The 26,404-nt window shown below is 35.9% G+C and carries 21 protein-coding genes; 11 read left to right on the forward strand and 10 right to left on the reverse strand.

What is annotated here, in order from left to right; genetic code table 11:
- From NTX65_05465 to NTX65_05490, 6 genes are all read right to left on the reverse strand, one after another.
- Nucleotides 1-1,680 carry a PP2C family protein-serine/threonine phosphatase gene (locus NTX65_05465; protein ID MCX6168763.1) on the reverse strand — a complete coding sequence of 560 codons (1,680 nt, stop codon included), beginning with the start codon at nucleotides 1,678-1,680 and terminating at the stop codon, nucleotides 1-3.
- Nucleotides 1,681-1,685: 5 nt separating this feature from the next.
- On the reverse strand, nucleotides 1,686-2,120 hold the full coding sequence (locus tag NTX65_05470; GenBank protein MCX6168764.1) for an ATP-binding protein: 435 nt from the start codon (nucleotides 2,118-2,120) through the stop codon (nucleotides 1,686-1,688).
- A gap of 2 nt (nucleotides 2,121-2,122) precedes the next feature.
- Entirely contained in the window at nucleotides 2,123-2,476 is a 354-nt protein-coding gene (locus tag NTX65_05475; GenBank protein MCX6168765.1) for an STAS domain-containing protein, read from the reverse strand.
- Between the two features lie 19 nt (nucleotides 2,477-2,495).
- Complete coding sequence (locus NTX65_05480; GenBank protein MCX6168766.1) at nucleotides 2,496-4,544, reverse strand: SpoIIE family protein phosphatase; 2,049 nt, start codon at nucleotides 4,542-4,544, stop codon at nucleotides 2,496-2,498.
- Between the two features lie 75 nt (nucleotides 4,545-4,619).
- Nucleotides 4,620-5,906, reverse strand: a complete 1,287-nt coding sequence (locus NTX65_05485; protein ID MCX6168767.1) for a hypothetical protein — start codon at nucleotides 5,904-5,906, stop codon at nucleotides 4,620-4,622.
- A 1-nt stretch (nucleotide 5,907) separates the two neighbouring features.
- Nucleotides 5,908-6,510, reverse strand: coding sequence for a sigma-70 family RNA polymerase sigma factor (locus NTX65_05490; GenBank protein ID MCX6168768.1), 603 nt, complete (start codon nucleotides 6,508-6,510; stop codon nucleotides 5,908-5,910).
- 233 nt (nucleotides 6,511-6,743) lie between these two features.
- On the opposite strand from NTX65_05490, the gene NTX65_05495 reads away from it, so the two are divergent.
- The 5 genes from NTX65_05495 (at nucleotide 6,744) to ppk1 (ending at nucleotide 12,843) form a co-directional block, all read left to right on the forward strand.
- Entirely contained in the window at nucleotides 6,744-7,082 is a 339-nt protein-coding gene (locus NTX65_05495) for an STAS domain-containing protein (GenBank protein ID MCX6168769.1), read from the forward strand.
- A 71-nt stretch (nucleotides 7,083-7,153) separates the two neighbouring features.
- On the forward strand, nucleotides 7,154-8,422 hold the full coding sequence (locus tag NTX65_05500; GenBank protein MCX6168770.1) for an adenylosuccinate synthase: 1,269 nt from the start codon (nucleotides 7,154-7,156) through the stop codon (nucleotides 8,420-8,422).
- A gap of 83 nt (nucleotides 8,423-8,505) precedes the next feature.
- Nucleotides 8,506-9,729, forward strand: coding sequence for a HAMP domain-containing sensor histidine kinase (locus tag NTX65_05505; GenBank protein ID MCX6168771.1), 1,224 nt, complete (start codon nucleotides 8,506-8,508; stop codon nucleotides 9,727-9,729).
- Between the two features lie 408 nt (nucleotides 9,730-10,137).
- Complete coding sequence (locus NTX65_05510) at nucleotides 10,138-10,632, forward strand: deaminase (GenBank protein MCX6168772.1); 495 nt, start codon at nucleotides 10,138-10,140, stop codon at nucleotides 10,630-10,632.
- Between the two features lie 75 nt (nucleotides 10,633-10,707).
- Complete coding sequence (gene ppk1, locus NTX65_05515; GenBank protein ID MCX6168773.1) at nucleotides 10,708-12,843, forward strand: polyphosphate kinase 1; 2,136 nt, start codon at nucleotides 10,708-10,710, stop codon at nucleotides 12,841-12,843.
- 2 nt (nucleotides 12,844-12,845) lie between these two features.
- On the opposite strand, the gene NTX65_05520 is transcribed toward ppk1, so the two are convergent.
- The 4 genes from NTX65_05520 to NTX65_05535 form a co-directional block, all read right to left on the reverse strand.
- The gene (locus tag NTX65_05520; GenBank protein ID MCX6168774.1) at nucleotides 12,846-13,607 is read right to left on the reverse strand and encodes a transporter; all 762 of its coding nucleotides are present in this window, start codon (nucleotides 13,605-13,607) and stop codon (nucleotides 12,846-12,848) included.
- 32 nt (nucleotides 13,608-13,639) lie between these two features.
- On the reverse strand, nucleotides 13,640-15,055 hold the full coding sequence (locus NTX65_05525; GenBank protein ID MCX6168775.1) for a ferrous iron transporter B: 1,416 nt from the start codon (nucleotides 15,053-15,055) through the stop codon (nucleotides 13,640-13,642).
- Nucleotides 15,056-15,135: 80 nt separating this feature from the next.
- Nucleotides 15,136-15,927, reverse strand: coding sequence for a 50S ribosome-binding GTPase (locus NTX65_05530; GenBank protein MCX6168776.1), 792 nt, complete (start codon nucleotides 15,925-15,927; stop codon nucleotides 15,136-15,138).
- Nucleotides 15,928-15,990: 63 nt separating this feature from the next.
- On the reverse strand, nucleotides 15,991-17,007 hold the full coding sequence (locus tag NTX65_05535) for a metal-dependent transcriptional regulator (protein ID MCX6168777.1): 1,017 nt from the start codon (nucleotides 17,005-17,007) through the stop codon (nucleotides 15,991-15,993).
- Between the two features lie 205 nt (nucleotides 17,008-17,212).
- Between NTX65_05535 and apbC the strand changes: the two genes are divergently transcribed.
- The 6 genes from apbC (at nucleotide 17,213) to NTX65_05565 (ending at nucleotide 26,384) form a co-directional block, all read left to right on the forward strand.
- Nucleotides 17,213-18,304, forward strand: coding sequence for an iron-sulfur cluster carrier protein ApbC (apbC, locus tag NTX65_05540; protein MCX6168778.1), 1,092 nt, complete (start codon nucleotides 17,213-17,215; stop codon nucleotides 18,302-18,304).
- Between the two features lie 35 nt (nucleotides 18,305-18,339).
- Nucleotides 18,340-18,564, forward strand: a complete 225-nt coding sequence (locus tag NTX65_05545; protein MCX6168779.1) for a NifU family protein — start codon at nucleotides 18,340-18,342, stop codon at nucleotides 18,562-18,564.
- A 37-nt stretch (nucleotides 18,565-18,601) separates the two neighbouring features.
- Entirely contained in the window at nucleotides 18,602-19,357 is a 756-nt protein-coding gene (gene tpiA / locus NTX65_05550; protein ID MCX6168780.1) for a triose-phosphate isomerase, read from the forward strand.
- 129 nt (nucleotides 19,358-19,486) lie between these two features.
- Nucleotides 19,487-22,060, forward strand: coding sequence for a hypothetical protein (locus NTX65_05555; protein ID MCX6168781.1), 2,574 nt, complete (start codon nucleotides 19,487-19,489; stop codon nucleotides 22,058-22,060).
- A 9-nt stretch (nucleotides 22,061-22,069) separates the two neighbouring features.
- Nucleotides 22,070-25,669, forward strand: a complete 3,600-nt coding sequence (gene smc / locus NTX65_05560; GenBank protein ID MCX6168782.1) for a chromosome segregation protein SMC — start codon at nucleotides 22,070-22,072, stop codon at nucleotides 25,667-25,669.
- Nucleotides 25,656-26,384, forward strand: coding sequence for an MtnX-like HAD-IB family phosphatase (locus NTX65_05565; GenBank protein ID MCX6168783.1), 729 nt, complete (start codon nucleotides 25,656-25,658; stop codon nucleotides 26,382-26,384). Before smc ends, NTX65_05565 begins: the two co-directional genes overlap by 14 nt.
- The last annotated feature ends 20 nt before the right edge of the window (nucleotides 26,385-26,404 follow it).

Genomic DNA, 26,404 nt, shown 5'->3' on the forward strand with positions numbered 1-26,404 from the left:
TCATTTTACCTTTATAACCAAACATGTGATGTCGTCGGATTGCTCAGCGCCGTGAGTATAATCTTCGACACTAAATCGAATGTGTGAAAGAATGTTGTGAGAATTTTCTTGATATTTTTGTCGGGCAAGTTCTTCAAGTCTTTCATCTGAATATTCTTCCCACTTATCATTCATTGCTTCCGTAATACCGTCTGTAAAAAGAACGACTGCATCTCCGGTCTGAAGTTGTACGACTTCGGAAATATACGGTACAACAGTTTGCATGACCCCTAAAATCATTCCGCCTTTCCTAAGTTTTGTAATTTCACCGTTGCGAATTAAAAGCGGCGGATTATGACCGGCGTTAACGTAATTGATCTCTTTCTTCTCGTTATCGATAATTCCCCAGAAAAACGTTATGAAGCTTCCCATTGTTGTATTCTCCGCAACAAGATCATTCATAAGGTTGGTGGCAATATCAAGCGGGAGTTTCATTTTACAAATTGATTTCAAGAATGCCTGAATATTAGCCATCAATAAAGCCGCAGGTACACCTTTGCCGGAGACATCCGCTATTGCAAATAAAACATTGTTGTCGTCAAGTTTAACAATGTCATAATAATCCCCGCCAACCATACGCGCAGATTTATTAAATGCGTCTATTTCAAAATTGGAAAGTGCCGGGATTGATTTTGGGAGTAAATTATTTTGGATGTTGCGGGCAGTCTCAAGATCTTTTTCGAGTCTTTGTTTATCAAGTGTTTCTTTAAACAAACGCGCATTCTCAATCGAAATAATTGCAAGACTTCCTACCGAAGAGACAAATTCGATGTCGGATTGAGTGTACTGGAGTTCGTTAATACGTTTACCAAGAAGAATTAATCCTTTTGTTTCTCCTTTGATTTGCATCGGCACAATTAGGTCTACACCAACCTCGGCAAATGGTTTAAGTTCATCAACAAATTCAAATCGAGTCATTGGCTTTATAAATTGGTTTGTATCACAACTTTTAAGAACAGTCCTAAGATGTGTCTCGTCAAATCGATTTTCTAAAAAACTTAGAATATTCCCGGCACATGATATTACGGAATATTTTGAAACCATCATCTGCCCGATTAAAGAATAGACAAGCATTTTACTTACCATTTCAATTTGTAAAATGCCGCTAAACTCTTTGCTCAAATCAAAAAGAGAACTAAGCTGGTTTACTTTAGCGTCGAGATTCCGGTTTGCTCTTTTTAATTTCTCAACAACAATTGAATTTTCTATAGCGGTTGAACCAACATTCAGAATCGTTTTAAGAAAATTGATGTCTTCTATATCGTACGGTTTATTTGTTAATCTCTGTCCGAGAATAATCATTCCCTTGAGTCCATCCGTTGAATGGATTTCTTCAAGAACGGAAAAATTATTTTGTTTTACAAAATCATTAATAAGCTCATCCGATTTATATTCGCTGAAAGAGACTTTCGGAAAATTTTCTATAATTAATTTTGGAATTCCCTTTACGGCGCTCACTTCAAGATTATTTTCTTCATTGAAGAGCGCAATTAATCCTTTTGTTGTATGAAATTTTCCGAAACATGTAAGCAGAATATTATTGAGTGTGAAATTTAAGTCCAGCGTCGAATTTATAAGATTGCTGAAATCTACAAGAGCAGAAAAATTTCTAAGCGCAGCATTGTTGTCTAATTGTTGCATGACAATTAGGAGAGATATTTAACTAAAATAACTTGGTTTTTATTTCCGGTAAGAGTAGAGTACTTAACTTCATCCATAAGCTTTTTCATAAGAAACATGCCAAGCCCGCCGGCTCGTTTCTGCTTATAATAATGAATTAAGTCGGGTTCCGGCACACGTGCTGGATCAAAGTGATTACCTTCGTCGGTTATAGCAATAATAAATTTGCTCTCTTCAAACTTGATGGAAATGATAATATTGCCGTCGGGAGAATATTTATAGGCGTGTTTAATAATATTTGTACATGCTTCATCTACAGCAAGAATTATTTTACCGATTGTTTCATCGGTAAATCCGATTTCTTCTGCCGCAGACCTCGTAAACTCTCTTATCAAAGCAAGATTGTCGGTTGTACTTTTGATAGAAAGTTCTTTCTCAAATATTTTGTTAGAAGAATTCAAGCTTATCCTTGAGAATCAAATTTTTGAAGAGCTTCTTTTTCTTCTTTGAAGAATTCGTATAAAATCGGAAAGCCGAGTAGATCGAAAATGTTATAAACATTTTCTTTCATGTTAGAGAACTTGATATCACCGCTGTTTTCTCTCATTGTTTCTACGTAAGCCATAAAAACACCAAGCCCGGCGCTGCTTATGTACTTCAACTCGTCAAAATTGACCACAACTCGAAACTGACGCTGGTCGAGTAATTTGTTGAAGATATTTTCAAGCTCCGGCGCGGTATGAGCATCAAGATACCCTTTCACATCAATCACACTCACGGAACCGACTCCTCGTAAGTTGACATTGAAATCCGCCATTAAATAACTCCTGCTATTATTATTTTTTTTGATTCCACTTAAACATTACTAAAGTAATATCATCATGCTGGGAATGACTTTGGGAAAAAACGGTTAATTCTTTCATTAAATTATTCGAAATCTTATCCAGGTTTTCATTGCAATTTTTTATTAATAAAGAATCTAGCCTGTCATATCCAAAGTCTTCTTCCAATTTATTTTTCGCTTCCGGAATACCATCGGAATAACAAATTACAATATCATTATTCTTCAATTGAATTTCCATTTCTTTTATTGAAGAAGTAAATCCAATTGTGTAATCGAGTCCTAACCCGATACCTGCAGGTTGAAAACGTTCAATCTTTTCAGAACTGCAGATATGAATAGGTGTATGTCCCGCTCTTGCAAAATTAAGAACGCCGGACTTTTTATTTATAACACCGTATATAGCAGTAACGAAATTTTTTTTATCGAGGCTCTCTTTTAAAATATTATTTACATTAATCAATAGTTCTCGAGGATTAAATATTATCTTGGAAAGTGATTCAAAAATTCCTTTCACTTCCGCCATAATAAATGCGGCACTTATTCCTTTACCGGAAACATCGGCAACTACAAATCCAAGCCGATCGTTTTCAAGTTCAAAGAAGTCATAGTAATCGCCGCCGACTTCAAATGCCGGGACAAAAAGAGCAGATATTTGCAGCTGGTCGGAAGTTGGAACGGTGCTCGGAAGAATTTTTCGCTGTATATCGCGGGCAACATCGAACTCTTTTTCAAGACGTTCTTTTTCGATTGACTCTTCAATCAATTTTGCATTCTCAAGAGCAACAGCAGCATAATCTGCAAAAGCCTGCACTGCTTTTTTCTCATCCGGATCAAAATTATTATCGCGCTGTCTCGCGGCAAAAAGATATCCGTTTACATTTCCATGAACTTTCAGAGGAGCAATTGCAATAGATTTGAATCTCTGATCGTTATTTTTTATTACCGGATTGATTTCGTCATATTGAATTATTTCTATTGTGTCATAATCGTTTTCGCCGGAACCAAATAATTGATTCGTAATTCTATCAGCATCAACAAATCCGATATTATGAACAGAGCCGAGTTCGATGTCATTGCCTTTCTTGGTTATTAACCACGCTGAATCTGCGTTGCATACCCGTGCGGTAATAGTCGTAATAGTTTCCGCCAGTTCCTTAAAATCGAAAACTTGAGTAACAAGTTTTGTAAGATCCATCATCGAAGAAACTTCATCAGCTTTGCGGTCGAACGCTTCGGCAGTAGGCAAATGGAAAAGAGTTGTAAAAAATATTACGCCAAAATTTATTATGCCGTAAATCATTAATAAACTTATAAAGGTTTGAAGCCCGGGTGAAAAAGCGAAGAGTATTTTTTGCATTATACTGGTCTCATCATTTACAATGGAGTAATCCAGAGCAAATAATATTGAGAGAACAACCGATATCACTAGTAAGTAATATTTTTGCCGTTTGGTTAAGAACGCAATCCAAGAAACGCGTAAAGAGTTTAAAAATATTAATACAATTGTGACAACGGTAAATGATTCTTTGGGGTAGCTAAAAGTTGGATCGAACTTTAAAAAAATATTTGAGATAAAACTTAGACCAAAGAATGCAAGCATTGTATTGAAGTATGTACTCGGATCTTTCTTTTGACGCAGGAAAGATAATTCACGGAAAGTGGAAAAAATGTAAACGATGGCACATATAAAAACAAAGTTCAGCAGCACAGAGAAAAGCGAATTAAAAAAACCAATTCCGTTTCCGCTGCTTTGGCTCCCTAAGAGCGCCTTTACTATCGATACGGTGAAAAAAATTAGAGCGGCTAATATCCCGGCGTTCAGCACTAATGAAAGAGGCGAATCTACTTTCGAATTGAGAAAACCGGATACATAATTGAAAGAGAAAAATACGGTAATAAAAACAAGTATTTCGTTCCCGATGAACAACAATATTGTATCGTGCTGAGGAAAAATCAGATTGAACAAGAAAAGGAGAATGAATACAATAACTGCGTTCTCAAGTCCCCGTGCACGTGTTAATATTTTTAATCTGCTTTGCATTTTTCTCAATTGTTCTCTGATATTAGGGAAAAATTATACTATACAAAACATGTGATTCTTATTTGGCTTTCTATGCTAGTGTTTTTTTAGAGTATCAGCTTTAATCTTATTATTCGATTTTTTTAGTCCTTTGGTCACTCTCATTATTTCTTCTGTTATCTTCTTTTTTAAGGAATCGTTCATTTCAGGATTAAATTTTCTTGACAAAGAATCCATCTTCTCCCCAAATTTTTCCCAATCCTTTACTTGTGTTTTTGAGAGCATCTCCATGGTACTGTTTACAATTTCATAAGGATTAATAATTATTTCCGGTGTTTCGGGGGCGTTGGGAATTCTTGAATCTCTAGAACTATGGGTACTATGTTTTTTATTTCCAAAATAAAACGAAATATTTTTCATTTTCCGTGCAGCATCTCTCAATTTAACTCTTATGCTGTCGTTAACTTCTCTAGTAAATTTCATTGTTTCCATTGGAACAACAATCTTGAAAGAGTTCGAATCAATATTAAAAGAAAAATCATCTGCACCCGGAATGCTCTTGACCTTCGGAACCGTCGGCGCACTTTCGTACTGAACATCTAAATTTGGTATTGGCGGAGCAATTGTATATTTACTTTTTTCGAGATCGTTTAAATGTTGATTAAACTTTTCCTGGTTCCATTTGAAATATGTCCTAGCTACCGTATCGGGAGTGATTAAATAATATTCATTTTGCGGAATTGCTTTGGCTGAAGTAATTAGATCAGCAAACTTTTTTTTATCACTAAGATCATAATGTTCCGTAAAAAGTTCTTTTGATTTGGATTGGTTGACCTTTTGTGCAAATGAAATTAAATCGGCAAGAACTGCTTGCTGGATATCGGCAATCTTAGGATTTACGGCATATGTGTTTTTCTCATTGACTAATACGGAAGAATAAATTTCTTTTTTATATGAATTTAATATTGAATCCGCTTTTGCTTTTTGACTTTCGTTCATCCCCATATAATTTACAAAGGTTTCGTAGTTCTTTGTAGATGAATTGAAATCCGCCGGTTTAATAACAAAAGTATTATTGCCGGGTCTATCCTCTGAAATTACAAGAACTTTATTTTTTTCTTTATCAAGCGGTAAACTATTATATAAAGCAAAATTGAATATATCTTCTTCTGAAATATTAGTCTGGGATAAGAGCGGTTTTAGATTTTCGGCATAAAAGGAAAGCAAATTATTTTTTACATCTGCAATTGATTTATTTATTTCTTGTTTCTTGTGTTTAAAAAAGAACATGAGTGCAACCGATAGGACAATTAAAACAACAAATGGAAAATATTTTTTGACTTTTGCAAAGCCAAGAAATTTATCTTTCTGTTGTTCACTCATATTAATATGCTCTTAACTCTTTTTGGTATGGTTCTAGGATTATCTTTAGACTTTCACGTGCCCGGAAAATTCTTGATTTTATAGTACCGACTTCAATACCTAATTGATCGGCAATCTCTTTATAACTCAATCCATCGATATCTCTTAGAACAAGCGGTATTCTAAGTTTCTCAGGTAATTTTGCAATCGATCCTCTAACTAACTGAGGAATATCTACATCTTCAGAAAATGGTCCCGTCCCGTATTCGCTGTCCGAATCTTTAATGGGAACAAAAATACTGCGAACTCTTTTCTTTCTTAAATAGTCCCTGCACTTATTAACCGTAATTCTGTATAGCCAAGTTGTAAACTTTGATTCAAAACGAAATTCATTTAGTTTGTGATAAACACTTATAAAAACATCTTGAGAAATATCATCAACAAACTCGGTGTCACCTAAAGTAAGAAAAACTAAATTTCTAACTTTTTCTTTGTGTTTGAGCACAAGGATTCTAAATGTTGATTCCTCTCCATTTATAAACGAACGGATAAGAGTAAAGTCTTCGTCCCTTTCTCCTTTCGATTCGCTAAAATCAAATTGGTCTTGTTCTTTTACTACTTCCATGCTTTTAGACGAGAATTATAGTTTATTGTTCCTCAAAAGCTAATGATTTACACAAAATAAAATTTGGTAATAATGAGACTTAAAATAACTTTCTTTTTACTTTTCTATTCAATAATTTAGTTGCCAATATAAATATTTATGAATAATTATATCCATTCCTCATTCTTTATTTTCAGACAGGATTGAATAGTATAAAATTGATAACAAAACTAAATTAACCTTGAGGAGAAAACATGAAGGTCAAACAAGTCGAAAAATATGGAGCCGTAGTAGTCGAGTTAAAAGGAAACGTTATGGGCGGACCCGAGGCCCAAGAATTTAGCGATCTTCTTCATAAATTACTTGATGATGATAAAAAGAATGTAATTATTGATTTATCTGAGACAAAATTTATGAATAGTTCCGGACTTGGAATGCTTATTAGCGGATATACTACCGTAAAAAATGGCGGCGGTATCATGAAATTGGCAAATGCTACAGAAAAAATCGAGAGTCTTCTTGTAATAACAAAACTAATTACTATATTCGAACATTATACTTCTGTTAATGATGCGGTTGAAAGTTTTAAATAATTATTAATTTTTTACAACTCCGGTAATATTTTGCCGGAGTTTTACCCACCTAAATTAGATCCGAGGCATAAATGAGTGTAACAGTAATTGTCGGCAGCCAATGGGGCGACGAAGGCAAAGGAAAAATTGTTGATATTTTGAGCGAACGCTACGATCTTGTTGTGCGCTATCAAGGCGGTGCTAACGCCGGCCATACAGTTGAAATCGGGAGTAAAAAATTTATTCTTCATCTTATCCCATCCGGAATTCTTAGAGAAAAAGTTCTTTGTGTAATCGGCAACGGTGTTGTAATTGATCCAAAAGCTTTGCTAGATGAAATTTCATTATTGGAGGGAATGGGTATAAGTATAAAAGGAAGACTTTTTATTAGCCATAATGCACACTTAATTATGCCCTATCATAAGCTCCTAGATTTACTTAATGAAAGCGGGTCTTCAAAAATTGGAACAACCGGACGTGGAATTGGACCATGTTATATAGATAAATATGCCCGTAAAGGAATAAAAATTGTAGATCTACTTGACAAAAAAGTTCTTGAAGAAAAAATTAAGCAGAACATTGCAGAAAATAATAATCTTTTGAAAAAAGTGTATAACCAAAAAGAGCTGGATGTAAATGAAATAATCAAAGAGTATTTAGCGTTCGATGATGCAATAGATCAATATATTACTGATGTTCCGCTCTATCTTAATACGGCTTTGGAAGAAGGAAAATCTATTTTATTGGAAGGTGCTCAGGGCGCTCTACTCGATGTTGATTTCGGAACTTACCCTTATGTCACTTCATCGAGTCCAACTTCAGGAGGGGCTTGCACTGGTTCAGGAATTCCTCCAACAAAAATTTCTTCCGTAATTGGAATTGTGAAGGCTTATACAACAAGAGTAGGATTAGGGCCGTTCCCAACAGAACTATTAGATGAAGATGGTGAACAATTAAGGAAAATCGGCGCAGAGTTTGGCGCAACAACAGGCAGACCAAGAAGATGCGGCTGGTTTGATGCTTTCTTACTGAACTATTCAAAAATGATTAACGGAATTGAGAGAGCAGCCATCACAAAGCTCGATGTCTTAAGCTATTTCGATAATATAAAAGTATGTGTTGGTTATGAAATTAACGGTAAGCGGTTAAAATCTTTTCCAACAAACGAAAATCAAATGATGCAGGTTACCCCTATCTATGAATCTCTGCCGGGCTGGAAATCCGAACTTTCCAATCTGACTAGCTATGATCAATTACCTTCAGAGGCCAAAGATTATCTACAATTCATTTCACAGCAAGGCGGATTTGAAATTAGTATGATTTCTGTTGGTCCGAAGAGAGATCAGACGATTGAACTATAGAATCTTTTTTACCCTTTCTTTTTTTTAATTAGCGAAAACAGTTTCGTAAATTTCATTGGGTTAATTTCTATAAGGAGATTCAAATGAAAATGACCGGCGGACCTGCTTCTATGAATATTAAACTTGTTTTAATAGTGATAGGAGCTGCAATTGCTTTCGGAACTCTTTACTATACGCAAAACATAGTTGGTAAACTTCAGGAACGCGAGAAAGAAATTGTAAAATTGTACGCAAGTAGTTTGGAGTACATTGCCAATACAGAGTCTCCCAATTCCGATCTTACTTTTATATTCCAAAATATAATTCAGAGAATTGATTTTCCTCTTATTCTAACAGATGGCAACGGTGTGGTTACCACTACAGTCGCCGGAAGCGGATACAAAAACATTCCTCATAAGCCTGACCTAAAAGGAATTGAACTCAAAAAATTTCTCTCAGATAAAGTGAAACTTCTGGCTTCTGAGCAAATGCCGATTGATATAAAGTTTCCAGATGGAAAAGTACACCAGAAAATTTATTTTGGTGATTCAGAAATTATTACACGGTTAAGGTATTATCCATTTCTTCAGATAATTTTCGCACTTCTCTTTTTAATTATTGCCTATTCGAGTTTTAGCTACATAAAAAGAAGCGAACAGAGCAACATTTGGGTTGGGATGTCGAAGGAAACGGCACATCAACTTGGTACTCCAATCTCCAGCTTAATGGGATGGAATGAAATGTTAAAAATGAATTATGCAAATCAAGATAAAGTTCTGGATATATCGGATGAAATTAACAGCGATTTAACCCGGCTAAATAAAATTACAAAACGATTTTCCAAGATCGGTTCTAAACCAGAACTTCGTGATGAATCCCCTTTCTTAACAATAGAACGTGTTGCAAATTATTTTCAGAGACGGCTGCCTCAGCTGGGTAAAAATGTATTAATTGGTCTTCAAGGCGACAAAGAATTAAAAGCCAAAATGAATAACGAGTTGTTTGAGTGGGTAATAGAAAATTTAATCAAGAATGCGTTGGACGCCATTGAAATCCAGGAAGGCAAAATTAATTTCAGTATTAGTGAGAACCACGGTAAAATTGAAATTGAAGTTTCGGATAACGGGAAAGGAATTGAAGCCGGCAGAAAAAAAGATATTTTCCGTCCCGGATATAGCACAAAACGCCGCGGCTGGGGTTTGGGTTTAAGTCTTTCCAAAAGAATAATTGAGGATTATCACGAAGGGAAAATTTTTGTGAAAGAATCTATAATTAACGAAGGAACTATTTTTAAAATAATTCTAAATGAAGCTGAAAAAATTACATGAAAGATCTTCCCTTTTTTACTTACATACTGAGTTGATAAGAGGGGCTGTCGGATCAAAATAAACATACGCTTTGATATATATTGCCCCTTTCCATCGAAAATGACCTATAAACAAAGTTTCTTCCCTCAATTCTAAATTCCTACAATTTGAATAATCTTAATAACCGCTTGAATTTTCTTTGGTATAATCTTTGTAATCATAATACCGTAACAAAATAAGCACCCTCGATACATTATGTTTAACTGCCATGGTCCGCCCTCAACCATGGCAGTTTTTTATTTCCAGCAACCTGTATCTACTTTTAAAAAAAATACTCTAATTTTTGGCGTAAATCTGAGCTTTACAAGAGATTTCCATTCAAAATATTTTGTAAATTTAATTTAGGAAGACACAATATTAGGATAATTAATGGATAAGAAAGAAATTCAACGTCCATCGTGGGATGAATATTTTTTAAAAGTTGCAATGCTTGTTTCTGAAAGAGCAACATGCCCGCGTATGCACTGCGGATGTGTGCTGGTAAAGGAAAAGCAAATTCTCTCTACAGGTTACAACGGATCAATTCCCGGCGACGGACATTGTGAAGACGACGGATGTTTGATTGTTGATAATCATTGTGTTCGTACTATACATGCGGAGATGAATGCAATCCTGCAATGTTCATCACACGGCATAAGCACCCAAGGCGCCACCGCTTATATTACAACAATGCCGTGCACCAATTGTTCTAAAGCTTTAATAACCGCAGGTATTAAAGAGGTTGTAATCTTTTCTGATTTTCACGATACACTTGCGGAAAAATTTTTTAGCATTGCAAATGTAAATATCAAAAGATTGAAAATGCCCGACATGGAAATTGATTACGACTTGGGAAGCTTTAGTTCTGCCAAGAAGTTTAAGTGAGCTCAATTTGAGGGAAATCTGGCGAAAAAATACTATATTCATCACCTAAAATTGAGAAATAACAATTAGTTTATAATGAAATTATCAAAAGAAAATCTTCAAAAATATATTAAGCCGGAAAATTTATTTAGCCGAGACTTAAGTTGGCTGGAGTTTAATAGAAGAGTTCTTGAAGAAGCACTCAATCCAAACCTTCCCTTATTAGAAAAAGTTAAATTTATCTCCATTTTCTTTTCCAATCTTGATGAATTTTACATGATTCGTATTGCTGGTATCAAAGAACAGATGCGTGCAAATATAATTGATACGTCAATTGACGGCATGACTCCAATTGAACAATTAAGGAAACTTGAGAAAACTCTTCAGCCGATGCTAAGACAAATTAGTGATTATTGGCGCGATGAGATCGTACCGCAATTAAGAGCGAATAAAATTCATATTTGTACCCTTGAAGAAATTTCTAATGAAGAACATGAAGCGCTAAATCAATATTTCTTGAAAGAAATTTACCCTGTTCTTACTCCGCTTGCCTTCGACCCGGGAAGACCGTTTCCTTACATATCCAATTTGAGTTTGAGTTTTGCAATTCTGATTAAAAAACCAAACGGCGAAAAACATTTTGCCCGTGTCAAAGTACCTGGAATTCTTCCGCGGCTTCTCCGAATTGAATCGATTGTCAAAGCAAAACCAATTAATGGAACATCGAATGGTGTGTATAAATATATCTGGATTGGCGATTTAATTAAATCGAATCTGAATTTACTTTTTCCTGGATTAGAAATAGTTGAGGCATATCGTTTTAGAATAACACGCGATACCGATCTTGAAATTCAAGAAGATGAAGCAGACGACTTGCTTCAAATGATAGAAGAAAATATTAAACAGAGGAAATTCGGTTCTGTAGTTCGGCTTGAAGTTGAAAAGCAAATGCCCGAATATATGATCGATACGTTAATTGAGAATTTAGAAATTACCCGCGATGATTTACACGTGATTGATGGAAACCTTGGGCTTAGTGATCTGATACTTCTTTATGATCTTCAACTCCCGCTAATAAAAGAGAAGCCATATCACCCTGTTGTTCCAGATATATTTGAAGAAGAAGAAAATTTGTTTTCATTAATACGCCGAAAAGATATTCTGCTTCACCATCCGTACGATTCGTTCAGTCCGGTAATTGAATTTATTAAACAAGCGTCTTTAGATCCCGATGTTTTAGCAATTAAACAAACACTTTATCGTGTCGGAACAAATTCACCGATAATAAAATATTTAATTGAAGCAGCGGAACGGAAAAAACAAGTTGCTGTTCTGGTCGAATTGAAAGCCCGTTTTGATGAAGAGAATAATATTTATTGGGCACGTGAACTTGAAAAAGCCGGCGTGCATGTCGTTTACGGATTGCTAGGGTTAAAGACTCATGCAAAGATGACATTAGTTGTTCGTAAAGAAGTTGACGGCGTTAAACGCTATGTCCACATGAGCACCGGTAATTACAACATAACAACAGCAAAAATTTATACAGATGTTGGTTTGTTCTCCTGTGATGAAGAAATTTGTTCGGATGTTTCCGAAATTTTTAATTTTCTTACCGGTTATTCGGAACAAAATAATTTTAGAAAATTGTGGGTGGCACCGTTTAACAAACGTCAAAATTTTTTGAATCTAATTCATAGAGAGATAAAGAATGTAAAAGAAGGCGGTACCGGGCGTTTGATTTTCAAACTCAACTCACTTGTTGATCCATTGCTGATTGCCGCATTATACGAGGCGTCATCTCAAGGAGTTAAAATAGATTTGATTGTGCGTGGGATCTGCTGTTTAATTCCACAGATGAACGGACTAAGCGATAATATCCGGGTAATAAGTATTGTCGGAAGATTTTTAGAGCACAGCCGTATTTATTATTTCTATAATAACGGCAAGGAAGAAATTTACGGAAGCAGTGCCGATTTGATGCAGCGCAATCTTGACAGGAGAGTTGAAATTTCTTTTCCAATAATGGATAAGGATTTGAAAATATTCATTAAGAAACATATACTCGATACTTGTCTAAAGGATAATGTTAAAGCGCGCGTTTTGCTTCCGACGGGCAAATATGTTTTTAATAGAAAAGTTTATACCGAGAAGAAAATAAATCAACAGGAATGGATGATGCTTCGCTCTACTCCCACCAATAAAAAAATCATACCACACGAATTTACAGAGTAGCTTTATTGCGGGATTCTAATTGAGAAACCAATACTCCCAAAAAAATCCGTACTATCATTAATTAATGTTGTCCCTAAAGAAAAATCGACTTGAACATTCTTTCTAATCAGATAGGTTAAACCGCAATCCAAATTATTCGATGGCGTTAATTGATTTGCCGAACTACCGTAGAATTCGAAAAACGTACCTAATCTTTCATTGATATCATATGCCAATGAAGCTGTGTATATGAAATAATATCGATCGGTTCCTGTAATTCCTTCCGCCCCGAGGTTATATCCGAATGAAATATCATCAGAAATACTTTGGTCTATTGAAAGTAAAAAAGTGGGAATAAATTTATCCGGGCGTAACTCCGCATTCCCGAAAGGAAGTATTGTTTGAATGATTATCCCCACATTAGAAAAAATCTTCTCATTTTTCCTAACATTAAACTTTGCCCCGAATAATATATTTTGAATTCCTTGAAGATTCGATTTTAATCCGTCGGTAAGTGTTTGACCAATGAAATACTCCCCTCCAAAACGTAATTCCATAAATGAATTCACACCGTAACGGCAAAGTGTAGTTGCCAGAATTAAATTATCATTCTCAATTGAGATTGCCTTTTCCGAATATTTTTGTTTTTGATAAATGAATCCCGTTTCTAATTGAAGTGCATCGAAAGGAACTACGTTAGGTGATTCTGTTTGGTCCGGGCGGTCCGTTATTAATTCCGGAATTTCTTGCGCAAAACCGAGAGTAGTAGAAAAGAACAAAATCACAAAAACTCTCCGGAAGAAATTTTTCTCCATAATCATCCGGCTATCAATCTCCAGATTTGAGTAAAAAAGAAGCAGATTATTAAACCCATAGCTATTGGTAAAAATGTTGAAATCATTGTCCACTTTAAACTTTTCGTTTCTTTATAAATTGTATAAATGGTTGTAGAACATGGGTTGTGAAGTAAACTAAACAACATCAGATTAATTCCGGTTAATACTGTCCAACCTCCAGCATGAAGAATGTTAGCTGTAGCTGCAGTAGAATCAAGTTCAAACATAACCCCGGCACCGGCACCTAATGTCATCTTTGTACTTAATACTGTTAACATCAGAACAGTAGGAATGACAATTTCATTTGCAGGAATAGCTATTACATAGGCTAGAATAATTACTCCATTCAATCCGATGAAAAACGCAAACGGGTCAACACCTCGAATAAAATGTTCAGCTAAACTGATTCCACTGATATCTACATTTGCAACCAGCCATATCACAAGTCCGGCAGGAACTGCAAATACAACAGCACGCCACAAAACAAAAATTGTTCTGTCAATTAATGATGTGTAGAGAGTCTGCAGCAGTCTTGGCGGGCGATAAGGAGGAAGTTCCAAACTAAAAGCAGATGCTTCCCCCTTCAAAACACTTTTTGAAAGTCCCCATGATACAACTAAGCTGAAAAATACACCAAGAATTGCTATAGCAACGACCGCACCGGCTGATGCAATTCCAGCAAGATAAGCAGGAACAGTTCCCCCGATAAATATAGTTGCAATTAATATTTGCGTAGGCCAGCGCCCGTTACACAATGAAAAATTATTAGTTATTATTGCTATAATTCGTTCGCGAGGACTATCGATAATTCGAGTTGCAATTACACCTGCAGCATTGCATCCAAAACCCATACTCATTGTTAATGCTTGTTTACCATGTGCGCCGACTTTCCTGTAAATATTATCCATATTGAAAGCAACGCGCGGCAGATATCCGAAATCTTCCAACAATGTAAACATTGGGAAAAATATTGCCATCGGCGGCAGCATGACGCTTATAACCCACGCGGCTGCAAGATAAGCTCCGTCAATTAGTAATCCCGTTATCCAAAATGGAATGTGAATCGAATTCATAAAATTTTTCAAAAGAGGATGGAGTGTATCAACAAGAATAAAAGAAATCCAGGCAGATGGAATGTTAGCACCTATAATCGTAAGCCAAAAAACTAAAGCAAGCAAAAGAAACATGATTGGAAATCCCGTCCATTTTCCAGTAACAATACGATCAATAAAACGGTCCAGATCGAACTTCGGTTTCTCGCCGATTCTTGTTATAACCTTGCCGGAAATTTCGGATGCATCTTTATAGATAGACTCAAGAATAGAATCGTGAAAATTTTCACCGACTTCCCATCTCAACTTATTTGCTGTGGATAATATTTCTTCAGTTTTATTCATCAACTTTCCTAAAGTGGCTTAAAGCATAACTCAAATAGATTAAGAATACTCAAATTTTGCGTCAGTATTCTTTGTTTTATTTATTCACTAAAATTTTCTACCGGTTTAAGGTTACCAATTTCGCCGGTTCGAATTGCATCCATTACTTTTTGATCACCTTCAAGAAGGCGAAGAGCAATCCATCTTGTATTAGGCAAATCAGGAAAAGTCTGGGCAATTTTTTTATTCAATTGATCAACCGCATGAGATACATTTTTAATTTCACTGGAAAGACGGTGCGGTTTACAGATGAATTGACCGGTTGCAACGTCATGTATCTGTTTCAACAATTCATTTATACCAACGCCCTGCCGGGCTGCAGTTGGAACAACGGGAATACCCAACATTTTGGAAAGCAGGCGGTCGTCAATTTGAATTTTATGACGCGCTGCTTCATCAATTAAATTAGCACATAATACAGCTCTATCTGTAATTTCAAGAACTTGAAGAACTAGATTAAGATTCCTTTCCAGACGGGTTGCATCAACAACTATAACTGTTACATCCGGTTGACCGAACAAAATAAAATCTCTGGCAATCTCTTCATCATCGCTTGTTGAAAGGAGCGAATAAGTCCCGGGCAGATCAACAATTTTAAAACGTTTCTCACCGAATTTAAATCCACCTTCAGCACGTCCTACAGTTTTACCCGGCCAGTTGCCTGTGTGCTGCTTCAATCCGGTTAAATTATTAAAGACTGTACTCTTTCCTGTATTAGGATTTCCGGCGAGCGCAACTACATAATCAAACTCGGACATATCAATACCAAGTTTAACAAGATTTGCCAGGTTGTGAGCTGGACAAGTTGCACAGTTTGCATTATCTGTAATCATTATTTTTTTTCTAAATTTTTAGTACTAAAACCGGTCGTTTTCAAATAGTAACGACCGCTTTAATTAATCAACTTGTTTTATATAGATAAGATCCGATTGATTTCTTCTAAGCGCGATTGTTGCACCACGAATTTCGTAACCGGTCGGATCTCCGCTTAAACTTTCCAATTGAGCTTTTACAATTGTTCCGGGAACGACACCAAAATCCAGCAACCGTCTTCTCTGCTGCCCACGCATCGCTTTGGAGATACCGACTATCATAGCCGATTGATCCATTTTAAGAGAAGATAATGACTGAAATTTCTCTTTAACATGATCTTTCTCAGAGATTGGAACAACTGTAATATTAGATGCAAGAATTGGAGCGAGTAAACATTCTTCTCCATCAGCTTCAAATCGAATTTTGTTTTTTGAATTTTCTAAAAGATAAATTTGCATACCGGGATAAAGTCCCATAGCTGAAAGCTGCGCGTAAACTTCTTTCGGCTCGTCTTCAATATGAATAATTGCAGCAAAAATTCCATTCTTGAGATTATTGAGAGTTATTCCTTCTCTTTCAGGAATCTCACCCGTAGTAGACGGAATCGGATCACCGTGAGGATCTATTAATGGATTCCCGAGTCTAGCCGCAAGCCGGTCCGCCTCTTCACGCGAAGTCTCATGTTCTCTCTGTTCGGCAACCGAATGCCAATCTTTTTCCAGAACACTTGTATTATCTGCTAAATGTCTTTCCCACAACCTGTGAATTCTGATTATTCGTAAAGCATAAGATCTGCCTTCAGGTGTAAGTGAAATTTTATTTTCATGAGAAGTGATCAAATTCATAGATTCAAGACTGGAGATAACCTGAGCAGTTTTTTCACCGCTTAAAGATAAACTACCGCTAATACTGTTAAGTGAACAATCAACACTTGTATACTCACAATCGTAAAGATGTTTCAAAGCATCTTCAATCAACTCTCGCGATCTATCCTTTCTATTTCTTTTCCAGCGAGCAATTATTCCTACACCCGGCAGAAAGATAATAAGCAAAACCACAATGAAGACTATTCCCGCAATCAAGGAAGTCAATGGATTCAACGTTCACTCCTTTATTCAACTTTCCGATATTAACTTACTTCTTATGACATTCTATTTCAAGGAACGATTTTCACTACTGAATAATTCCCCCTTTATTATAAAGTTTGATAAGTGAAAGAGATGAAACCTTAATTTGATAATATTTGTTCAGAAGTAGAATGACAGAAAAAAATACTATTTTTGGAACAAAAATTTTGGAGAACTAATGGTAATCACTGTTGAATCGGTAACAAATTCTCTTCGCAAGGTTAATGATCCCGACCTTCACAAAGATCTAGTTACGCTTGGAATGATTAAAGATATTAAAATAGATGGAAACAATATTTCAGTTACAGTTGAACTTACAACTCCTGCCTGTCCGCTCAAAGATAAAATTGAACAAGATTGTATCAATGCAATTAAAGCAGAAAATCCCGGCGTTGGATTAATAGCTATTACAATGAGTGCAAAAGTTCAACCGAGTAAAAATCAGAGAGTGAGCGAGATTTTACCCGGAGTAAAAAATACAATTGCAGTTGCAAGCGGTAAAGGTGGAGTCGGGAAAAGTACAGTAGCTGTAAATCTTGCAGTAGCTCTTGCTCTCGATGGTGCAAAGGTTGGATTGATTGATGCAGATATTTACGGTCCAAGCATTCCGATGATGCTGGGAATTAATGATAAACCGCGAATCTATCAGGATACTGCAACAGCCAAGATGGTTCCTTTAGAAAACTTCGGTGTAAAAGTAATGTCAATTGGATTTTTAATTGATGACGATGCACCCGTTATATGGCGCGGACCAATGGCAAGCGGAGCCATCAAACAATTTATGAGCGATGTACATTGGGATGAACTTGACTATTTAATTTTTGATTTGCCTCCTGGAACCGGTGATATTCAGCTTACACTTGTTCAGACAATTCCGCTGACAGGTGCTGTAATAGTAACAACACCGCAGGATGTTTCAATTGTTGATGTAAAAAAAGCGATTAAGATGTTCCAGCGAGTAAACGTTCCAATTCTTGGCATTGTTGAAAATATGAGCTATTTTTTGGCACCCGATACCGGCAAAAGGTATGATATATTTGGAACTGACGGCGGTAAAAAACTCGCCAATGAATTTTCAATACCGTTGTTAGGTCAATTACCGATAAACCAAAACATTCGCGAGGGCGGAGATAAAGGCAAACCGATCGTTTTTGATAAACCGGAATCTGAACAAGCAAAAAAGATTTTTGAAATCAGTAGAAATATGGCAGCAGAAATCAGCAAAACAAATTTTTCATCTGCTGCGCCCAAAATTGAAATTGAATTTTAAGATTATATACGAAGGATATTAAAATGAGCGACACGATGCACGAAAAGGTTCTGAATGCATTGCAATCAATCAGACCATATTTGGAAGCTGATGGCGGCGATGTAGAACTGGTACGGGTTACACCGGAAGGAATTGTTGAAGTAAAACTAACAGGAGCATGCAGCGATTGCCCGATGTCTCAAATGACTTTACGAGCCGGTGTTGAGCGTGCATTGATTAAAGAAGTACCCGGAATTAGAAGAGTAGAAGCTGTCAACTGACAGCTTTTTTTCGCAATAAAATATACGAGGAAAGAGAATGCGTAAAAAAATCATTGCCGGAAATTGGAAAATGAATAACGACATCCATGAAACAGTTAATTTGATCTCCGAGATTAAAAAAGAATTGAGTGGAAAAAAGGTTAACGCCGATGCTATTGTATGTCCGCCGTTTATTAATCTTGAAACTGCCAAAGCTCTACTGAAAGATTCATCAATTAAACTTGGCGCACAGAATGTTTATTTTGAAGAGAGTGGTGCTTTCACAGGAGAGATTTCTCCATCTATGCTCAAAAGTGTCGGTTGTGAATTTGTAATTCTCGGACATTCCGAAAGAAGAACTATTTTTGCAGAGAGCGATCAGGTAATTAACAAAAAAATAAAAGCCTCAATTAAAAATCTCTTGAAGCCGATCTTCTGTGTCGGTGAAACTTTAGAAGAAAGAGAAAAAGCTGTAACATTCAAAGTAATTGAAAGACAAGTTAGAAATGGTTTGGGAGGAATAAGTGAAAGCGAACTGGAATTTCTAATTGTTGCATACGAACCTGTTTGGGCTATTGGAACAGGAAGAAACGCAACACCTCAGCAAGCTCAAGAAGTTCATCAATTTATTCGCACATTAATCGCAAAGCTCTACTCGCAAAATTTTGCAGATCAACTTGTAATCCAATATGGCGGAAGTGTTAAAGCAGACAATGCCAAAGAATTACTTTCTCAGCCTGATATTGACGGTGCCTTAGTCGGCGGAGCTTGCTTAAAAGCGGAATCTTTCGTTAAAATTATAGAAGCCGCTTAATCATTTAGTAAAATATTAGTTTATCTTCAAAATGGGCTCAAAACGAGCCCATATTTTTTGGAATTTTATTGATACCCCCCCCTTCGATTTCGTATATTTGTGCCGTTTATTTGAAAAATTTACGGCATTATGGCAAAACATCTGAAGTACCTTATCTTTCTATCAGCTTTACTGCAAAATTTGTTATTAGCTCAAATCAAAGTTATCTCCCTTCCGCAAAATACGAACGGTATTTTTGATCCGGTCTTTTTTGATAGGAATGAATATCGGAATGTTGAGCTGCTAAATTCAGGCTGGCAAGTATACAGTGAAAGCGATAGTGAGAAAAAAATAACTGTTTCGATCCCCGCAATTTTTGAAGGGGAAGAATCTCTTATTTTTGAGAAGAATGTAAAATTCACTGAAAAGCAGCTTCAAAATTCTCAACTTGTTTTAGGATTTTTAGGATTAAACTATTCTGCTGAAATTTCTATTAACGGATACAATATTTACAAACATTCAGGCGGCTCGTATCCGTTTGAGGTTTCACTTCCTAAAGACATTTTAAAAGAGAATTCCATTATTTCTGTAAAAGTAAGTTCAAAACTTAATTCGGAAAATTCCATTCCTTCAACACAACGATTTTTGTTCCCAAGTCTGAGCGGCGGTATTTTTAGAGATGTTTATATAAAAACTGTTGCTCCACTTCATATATCTTCCAATTCATATACGTATTCATTTGATCAAACTCTAAGTAGAACATACATAAATTTCAAAATTGGGATTGAAAATTCATCGTTCCAAAAATCTTCTCAAGTTTCTCAATCAAAAGAAATAATTGTTCGCGTAAATTTAATACCTAACGGTTCTGCAGCAGCTCAAGCAAAAGGAGATTTTGTAGAAACAATTTCTTCAGAAAATAACGAATCGAATATCCGTCTAGAATTAATTAATCCGCTGTTATGGTCTCCGCAATCGCCAAATTATTATTTATGCGAAGTTACTCTGATTAGCAACGGATTAGTAATAGATAAAAACGTCAAGCAGATTTCTTTTTATCAAATCAATAAAGATGAGAAGAATTTCCTTCTAAACGGAAATCCATTTGTTCTTCAAGGGACCACTTATCTCTACGATGAATCTTCTCTCCGGCAAATGAATGGATACGACAAAATTAAAGATGATTTGACTCTCATTAAAAATACCGGATTTAATTCTGTAAGATTTTCAAAAAGCTACCCAAATCCTTATGCAATGAAACTTTGCCAGGAGCTCGGCTTATTTGCAATGGTTGAGTTACCGCTGAATTCTGTTCCGGAAGATCTTTTAGCTCTGAATGATTTTCAACTTCATACCATCCAACTTTTAAAATCGATGGTATCAAGCTACTCTGAATACGGCAACACAATATTAGCTGGCGTTGGTTCTTCATTGCTTCCCAATTCCGTCATAACACAAAATTTTCTTTCGCGTGTTGCCGGCTCAATACGGGATAAAGGATTTTTCACTTACGCTTCTTTTGTAGGAGTTCCAATCACACCGGTTGAAGCAATAGATTTTTACGGTGTCGAATTATATTCTCCCCTTATTGCAAACATTAAAGAAGAACTTCAAAAAGGAATTGATGCGCTTGGCAAGAATTCGATCTTTGTAAGTGAAGTAACCTACCCTAACTACAAAGGCAATCAAAGCGGTTACTTGACAAAATATTCATCGGACGCTCAAGCAAAATATTTTAGCGTATTAATTGATCTAACAAGAGAATTAAAAATTTCCGGCTTCTTCATTAATTCACTCTGTGACTACAAAGGAGAATTTGCTTCTCTATACGGCAGTTATTCAGAAAATGGATTTTATAAATTTGGTATTCTTGATTATGCGCGCAACCTTAATGGTATCGGCTATAAAGTAATAGCCGCAAAATTGGGCAACGATGCAAAAGTTACAATTCCAATCGGCACACGTAAAGAGGATAACCCGATTATTTTCATTTTACTTGCATTGTTTCTTTTCATTGTTATGGCTGTTCTTATAAACACAAAGAAAAAATTCAGAGAAGATTGTACCCGTGCATTATTAAGACCGTATAATTTTTTCGCAGATGTCCGGGATCATAGAATCATGTCAGGCATTCACACTGCGATTTTACTTTTGATCCAAGCAGGCTCGGCATCACTTCTAATTACGATATTACTTTACTATTACCGCACTAATATTTTATTAGAAAAATTAGTTATCGCAATCGGGCATCACAGCTTACTAAAGCTTATCAGTTACCTTGCGTGGAATCTGCAGAGTTGTTTTGTGTTTCTCTTCGCTCTATTCATTTTGAAATTTGTAGTAATTGCGGCAGTAATTAAGTTTGCGTCGTTCTTTATTAAAACGCGTGTTGAGTTTACAAGCATTTTATATACGGTCGTTTGGTCATTCTTGCCCTTAATTCTCTTGCTTCCGGTTGAATTAATTCTCTTCAAACTTTTAATCAATGGATCATATGAAACGGTCATTTTTATTTTTTTGATTTTATATTTCTTGTGGATTCTTCAGAGAATCTTCAAGGGAATTTATGTTGTCTTTGATGTAAGACCATTGATGGTTTATTTATACAGTCTCGCTGTAATTGTTTTATTTGTCGGCGGCATCTTATTGAAATATCAGCTGACTAGTTCAACATACTATTACATAGTAAATTCAATCAAGCAGTACAATTCAATGATTTTTTAGAGGCGCTATTTGTTTTTATCCAAATTAGAGATCTTCGGATTCAAGTCTTTTGCTAACAAGACTAATATAAATTTCAACCGCGGTATAACCGGCATTGTTGGCCCTAACGGATGCGGTAAGACAAATATTGTGGATGCAATTCGATGGGTGCTGGGTGAACAAAAAACTACAACTCTCCGCAGCGATAAAATGGAGAACGTAATCTTCAACGGAACCCGCGATAAGAAGCCAATGGGAATGTCTGAAGTATCTCTTACTCTGGTAAATGACAAAGGCGTTCTCCCAACCGAATACACCGAAGTTACAATTACACGTAGAATTTTTCGTTCAGGTGAAAGCGAATATCTTCTGAACAAGAATCTTTGCCGCCTTAAAGATATTACAAACCTTTTCATGGATACTGGAATAGGCGCAAATGCTTACTCTGTGATCGAGTTGAAAATGGTTGAAACAATTTTGAGCAGCAGAACCGAAGAACGCAGAAAGATGTTTGAAGAAGCTGCCGGAGTTAACAAATATAAATTGCGCCGCCGCCTCTCTTTGAAAAAATTGGATGATGTTAAATCTGATCTTACACGTGTAAATGATATTGTTTCCGAAGTTGAAAAATCGGTTCGCTCTCTTGAACGACAAGCAAAACGTGCAGATCAATACACACAAATTCAATCTGTTTTGCGCGATAAAGAAATTGATCTTGCCGAACGTGAGTATTCTCATCTCAGCATCAAAAGGCAAAATCTCTTAACAGATATATCCGAGTTTACAAATAAAAAAGACACTATTGATCTTGACATTCGAAAAATTGAAAATGAACTGATCCGCTATAGAAATGAAATAAATGAAATTGATACCCGCTTAGAGAACAAACGAGATGAAATTGCTCTTAATACAGACCAACTTCATACAACACAAAAAAATATCTCGGTTTCTGAAGAACGGCTTAAATCGCTTCTCGGCAATCATGAAAGATTGCAAAAAGAAATTTTAGAACTTCAGCATCAGTTGGATGAAACGATTAATCATATCGAGCAAAGCAACGAAGATCTGTTAATGCTCTCTCAAAAACTTGATGAAAAGAGTTCGGAAATTTCTCAAAGTGAGCAAATAGTTATTGACCGGCGGGAAGCTCTTGAGAAGAAGCGCGGTGAATTAAAACAGCTTAATGAAGAAAAGTTTTCATTGTTAAGAGAAATTTCGGAAAGAGAAAACAATGCTGCTAATATTAGAAAAGAACTGGCTACCCATAATTCCAACATAGAAAAACTCAATCAGAAAATTCAGAACATCACTAACAAGATTGCAAAAACAGTCGGCTTCATTGAAGAGTTGAACGTAGAGAAAAACAGTGCCGAGCAAAAGCTTAAAGATGCCGGGTTAATGATTGCTCTGCGCGAAAAAGAAAAAGAAGATTTAGAACAAGAACTTAATTCACTTAAGCAAAAAGAAGTTGAAGAAAAAACGCTTCTTGCCGGACTGAAAGAAAAAATTGAATTTTTGCAAACATTGATCTCCAATCTGGAAGGTATTTCTAAAGGCGCTAAAGTTCTTATTGAAAACAATGAATGGACTAAAAAGAATAAAAATATTTTTGCCGATATAGGAAACGCACAAGAGAAATACCGGTTTGCTTTAGAAGCCGCACTCAAATCTGTTCTTAATAATCTTCTCGTTGAAAGCACAGACGATCTTCAGAATGCTATCGAGTATTTGCGAAAGAATGATCTTGGCAAAGCAAGCTTTTATTTACTGCGTTCGAACGGGCAAGTAAAGAAATCATTTATAGAAAACTTGGCGGATTTCAGTCAAAAGAGAAAAGCAAAAAAACTTGCCAAAGAGGAAACATTTATCGGTTGGGCAAAAGATTTTGTTGAAACCGAAAAAAACTGGCAGCCGTTTTTTGAACAGGCACTGTTCAATTATGCGGTTACTGCAGATTTAAAATCTGCAATTTATCTGAACAAAAAATATCCCGGATTTAATTTTTCAACTTTAGACGGCGATTTTGTTCAAACCAGCGGTATTGTTGAAGCCGGCTCTCTTCCCAAACAAGATGAAACTTTATTTGGACGCCGCCAGCTTTTGGAAAATTTAAAGAAAGAATTCCCAAAACATGAAACCAGTTTAGCCAGATTGAAAGCTCTTATTGCGGATACCGAGGGAAAAATTTCTAGAATTGATTTGAAGAATTTAACCGACAGCGAGAAATTAATTGCCAATGATGTTGCAAATATAGAAAAGCAAATTTCTCAACTTGAATTTGAAAAGAACAAGGCAAACGAAGAAATTGAGAATTCTCAGAAGGAAATCCGCGAGCTTGCGGAAAAAGCAAATTTGCTTGATAATCAGATTATTACTTTCGATAAAGAACTCGATTCGCTGAATGAAAAGAAAAAAGTTTTTGAAGAGAATATCTACTCGAATGAATCGGAACTTGATGCCTTCGAGGATGAATTCAATTCATTTGTTGAAGAGCAGAATCAGCGCAAACTTGAACTCGAACGGTTGAAAGGACAAATTGAAAACACTCGGAGTTCAATAACTCGTTCCCAATCGAATCAAACACAAATATCAAAAGGAATCGAGAAACGTCAAGAGGATTTGCAGTCTAACGAAGTAGAGACCGACACTCTTAAAGAGAAGATAGTACAAGTAAATGATGATCTTGAATCGATTAATTCTCTCAGGCAAACGTTGCTTAATGAAGAAAAAGAGATTAGCGACAAATTAAAAGCGATTAAAGACGAAGCGGCAAAATTTGAGAATGAATTAAATCAATTGCGGAATGAACGTCAGGAAGTTTCAGATAAAGTTTACTCGTTTGAAATAAAAGAAAATGAAATTACTATCCGCACGGAAAATTTGATCGATCACATTAAAGAAAATTATTCATTAGAACTGGCTCTGAAACAGTTTGATGATCTTGAGACTTTCGATTTTATCTCAACAACTGCTGAAGTTCAATCGCTTAAAGAAAAAATAAAAAATATTGGTCCGGTAAATCTTCTTGCTTATTCCGAATATGAAGAAGAAAATAAACGGCTTGAATTTTTGCATAAACAACGTGACGACTTAACAGATTCCGAAAAAGATTTGATTAAGACAATTAACGAGATCAATGAAACAGCACAGCAGCTATTTCTTGATACATTTGAAAAAATCCGTCAAAACTTTACCCAGATATTCCAAACACTCTTCAATCCGGGCGATGAAGCAGATTTAATGCTCGAAGAAGGAATTGATCCGCTTGAAGGTAAAATTGAAATTCTTGCCAAGCCGAAAGGCAAGCGACCGACTTCAATTGAACTTCTTTCCGGAGGAGAGAAAACTTTAACCGCTACTGCTCTTCTCTTTGCGATTTATCTTGTTAAACCAAGTCCGTTTTGTATTCTTGATGAAGTTGACGCGCCTCTTGATGATGCAAATATAGACCGCTTCACCAAACTGATAAAGGAATTCAGCGTTAAGACTCAATTTATAATTGTAACTCACAACAAACGAACGATGGAAGCATCGGAAACCATGTACGGCGTAACAATTCAGGAAGAAGGTATTTCTAAATTGGTAGGCGTTCGTTTTGAAGAAATACCATCAACTTATGAACCTCAATAACAAATCATATAAAATATTTGTTGACTTCGATGGAACGATTACACAAACCGATGTCGGCGAGGCAATGTTTCTAAGATTCGGCGATGCTGTCAAATCCAAAGCCTGGGTTGATGAATGGATTGATCAAAAAATAAATTCGATGGAACTGTGGAGATTGCTCTGCAGTCAGGTAAACAATTTTGATGAAAATGAATTTGATCTTTTTTTAGATGAGATAAAAATTGATCCGGCATTTAAAAAATTTGTAAATTACTGCGCTACCGAAGGATTTGAGTTACGTGTTTTGAGTGACGGTTTTGATTTTTACATTCAAAAATTTTTAGAGCGCGAAGGACTAGCGCATCTCGAAGTTTATTCCAATAAACTCTCGTTTGATGAGGAGAATAAATTAATCCCTCTCTTCCCTTTTACCGACGAAGAATGCACACAATGCGGAAATTGCAAACGGAATCATGTTTTGAATTTTAGCAGTGATGAAGATTACACTTTCTATATCGGAGATGGCATTACAGATATTTGCCCGGCACAATTTTGCGATTTCATTTTCGCGAAGCATTCATTACTGCGACATTGTGAGATAAATAGAATTACATTCTTCCCGTATTCAACTTTCGATGATGTTATCAAAAAAATTGATGAACTAAAAGCGAAAAAACGACTTAAGAAAAGACATCAAGCAGAACTAAAACGAAGAGAAGTTTTTATTCAAGGATAACAACATTTAGTATTAGGTAA

Source organism: Ignavibacteriales bacterium, from assembly GCA_026390795.1.
In the GTDB taxonomy this organism is placed as follows: domain Bacteria; phylum Bacteroidota; class Ignavibacteria; order Ignavibacteriales; family Melioribacteraceae; genus Fen-1258.

Coding starts and splice junctions, on each gene's coding strand:
- NTX65_05555 (MCX6168781.1), top strand. CDS start 19,487: ATGGCAAAACATCTGAAGTACCTTATCTTTCTATCAGCTTTACTGCAA.
- NTX65_05495 (MCX6168769.1), top strand. CDS start 6,744: ATGAAGGTCAAACAAGTCGAAAAATATGGAGCCGTAGTAGTCGAGTTA.
- NTX65_05485 (MCX6168767.1), bottom strand. CDS start 5,906: ATGAGTGAACAACAGAAAGATAAATTTCTTGGCTTTGCAAAAGTCAAA.
- NTX65_05505 (MCX6168771.1), top strand. CDS start 8,506: ATGAAAATGACCGGCGGACCTGCTTCTATGAATATTAAACTTGTTTTA.
- NTX65_05475 (MCX6168765.1), bottom strand. CDS start 2,476: ATGGCGGATTTCAATGTCAACTTACGAGGAGTCGGTTCCGTGAGTGTG.
- NTX65_05465 (MCX6168763.1), bottom strand. CDS start 1,680: ATGCAACAATTAGACAACAATGCTGCGCTTAGAAATTTTTCTGCTCTT.
- NTX65_05500 (MCX6168770.1), top strand. CDS start 7,154: ATGAGTGTAACAGTAATTGTCGGCAGCCAATGGGGCGACGAAGGCAAA.
- NTX65_05525 (MCX6168775.1), bottom strand. CDS start 15,055: ATGAATAAAACTGAAGAAATATTATCCACAGCAAATAAGTTGAGATGG.
- ppk1 (MCX6168773.1), top strand. CDS start 10,708: ATGAAATTATCAAAAGAAAATCTTCAAAAATATATTAAGCCGGAAAAT.
- NTX65_05545 (MCX6168779.1), top strand. CDS start 18,340: ATGCACGAAAAGGTTCTGAATGCATTGCAATCAATCAGACCATATTTG.
- NTX65_05530 (MCX6168776.1), bottom strand. CDS start 15,927: ATGATTACAGATAATGCAAACTGTGCAACTTGTCCAGCTCACAACCTG.
- NTX65_05565 (MCX6168783.1), top strand. CDS start 25,656: ATGAACCTCAATAACAAATCATATAAAATATTTGTTGACTTCGATGGA.
- NTX65_05510 (MCX6168772.1), top strand. CDS start 10,138: ATGGATAAGAAAGAAATTCAACGTCCATCGTGGGATGAATATTTTTTA.
- tpiA (MCX6168780.1), top strand. CDS start 18,602: ATGCGTAAAAAAATCATTGCCGGAAATTGGAAAATGAATAACGACATC.
- NTX65_05490 (MCX6168768.1), bottom strand. CDS start 6,510: ATGGAAGTAGTAAAAGAACAAGACCAATTTGATTTTAGCGAATCGAAA.
- apbC (MCX6168778.1), top strand. CDS start 17,213: ATGGTAATCACTGTTGAATCGGTAACAAATTCTCTTCGCAAGGTTAAT.
- NTX65_05480 (MCX6168766.1), bottom strand. CDS start 4,544: ATGCAAAGCAGATTAAAAATATTAACACGTGCACGGGGACTTGAGAAC.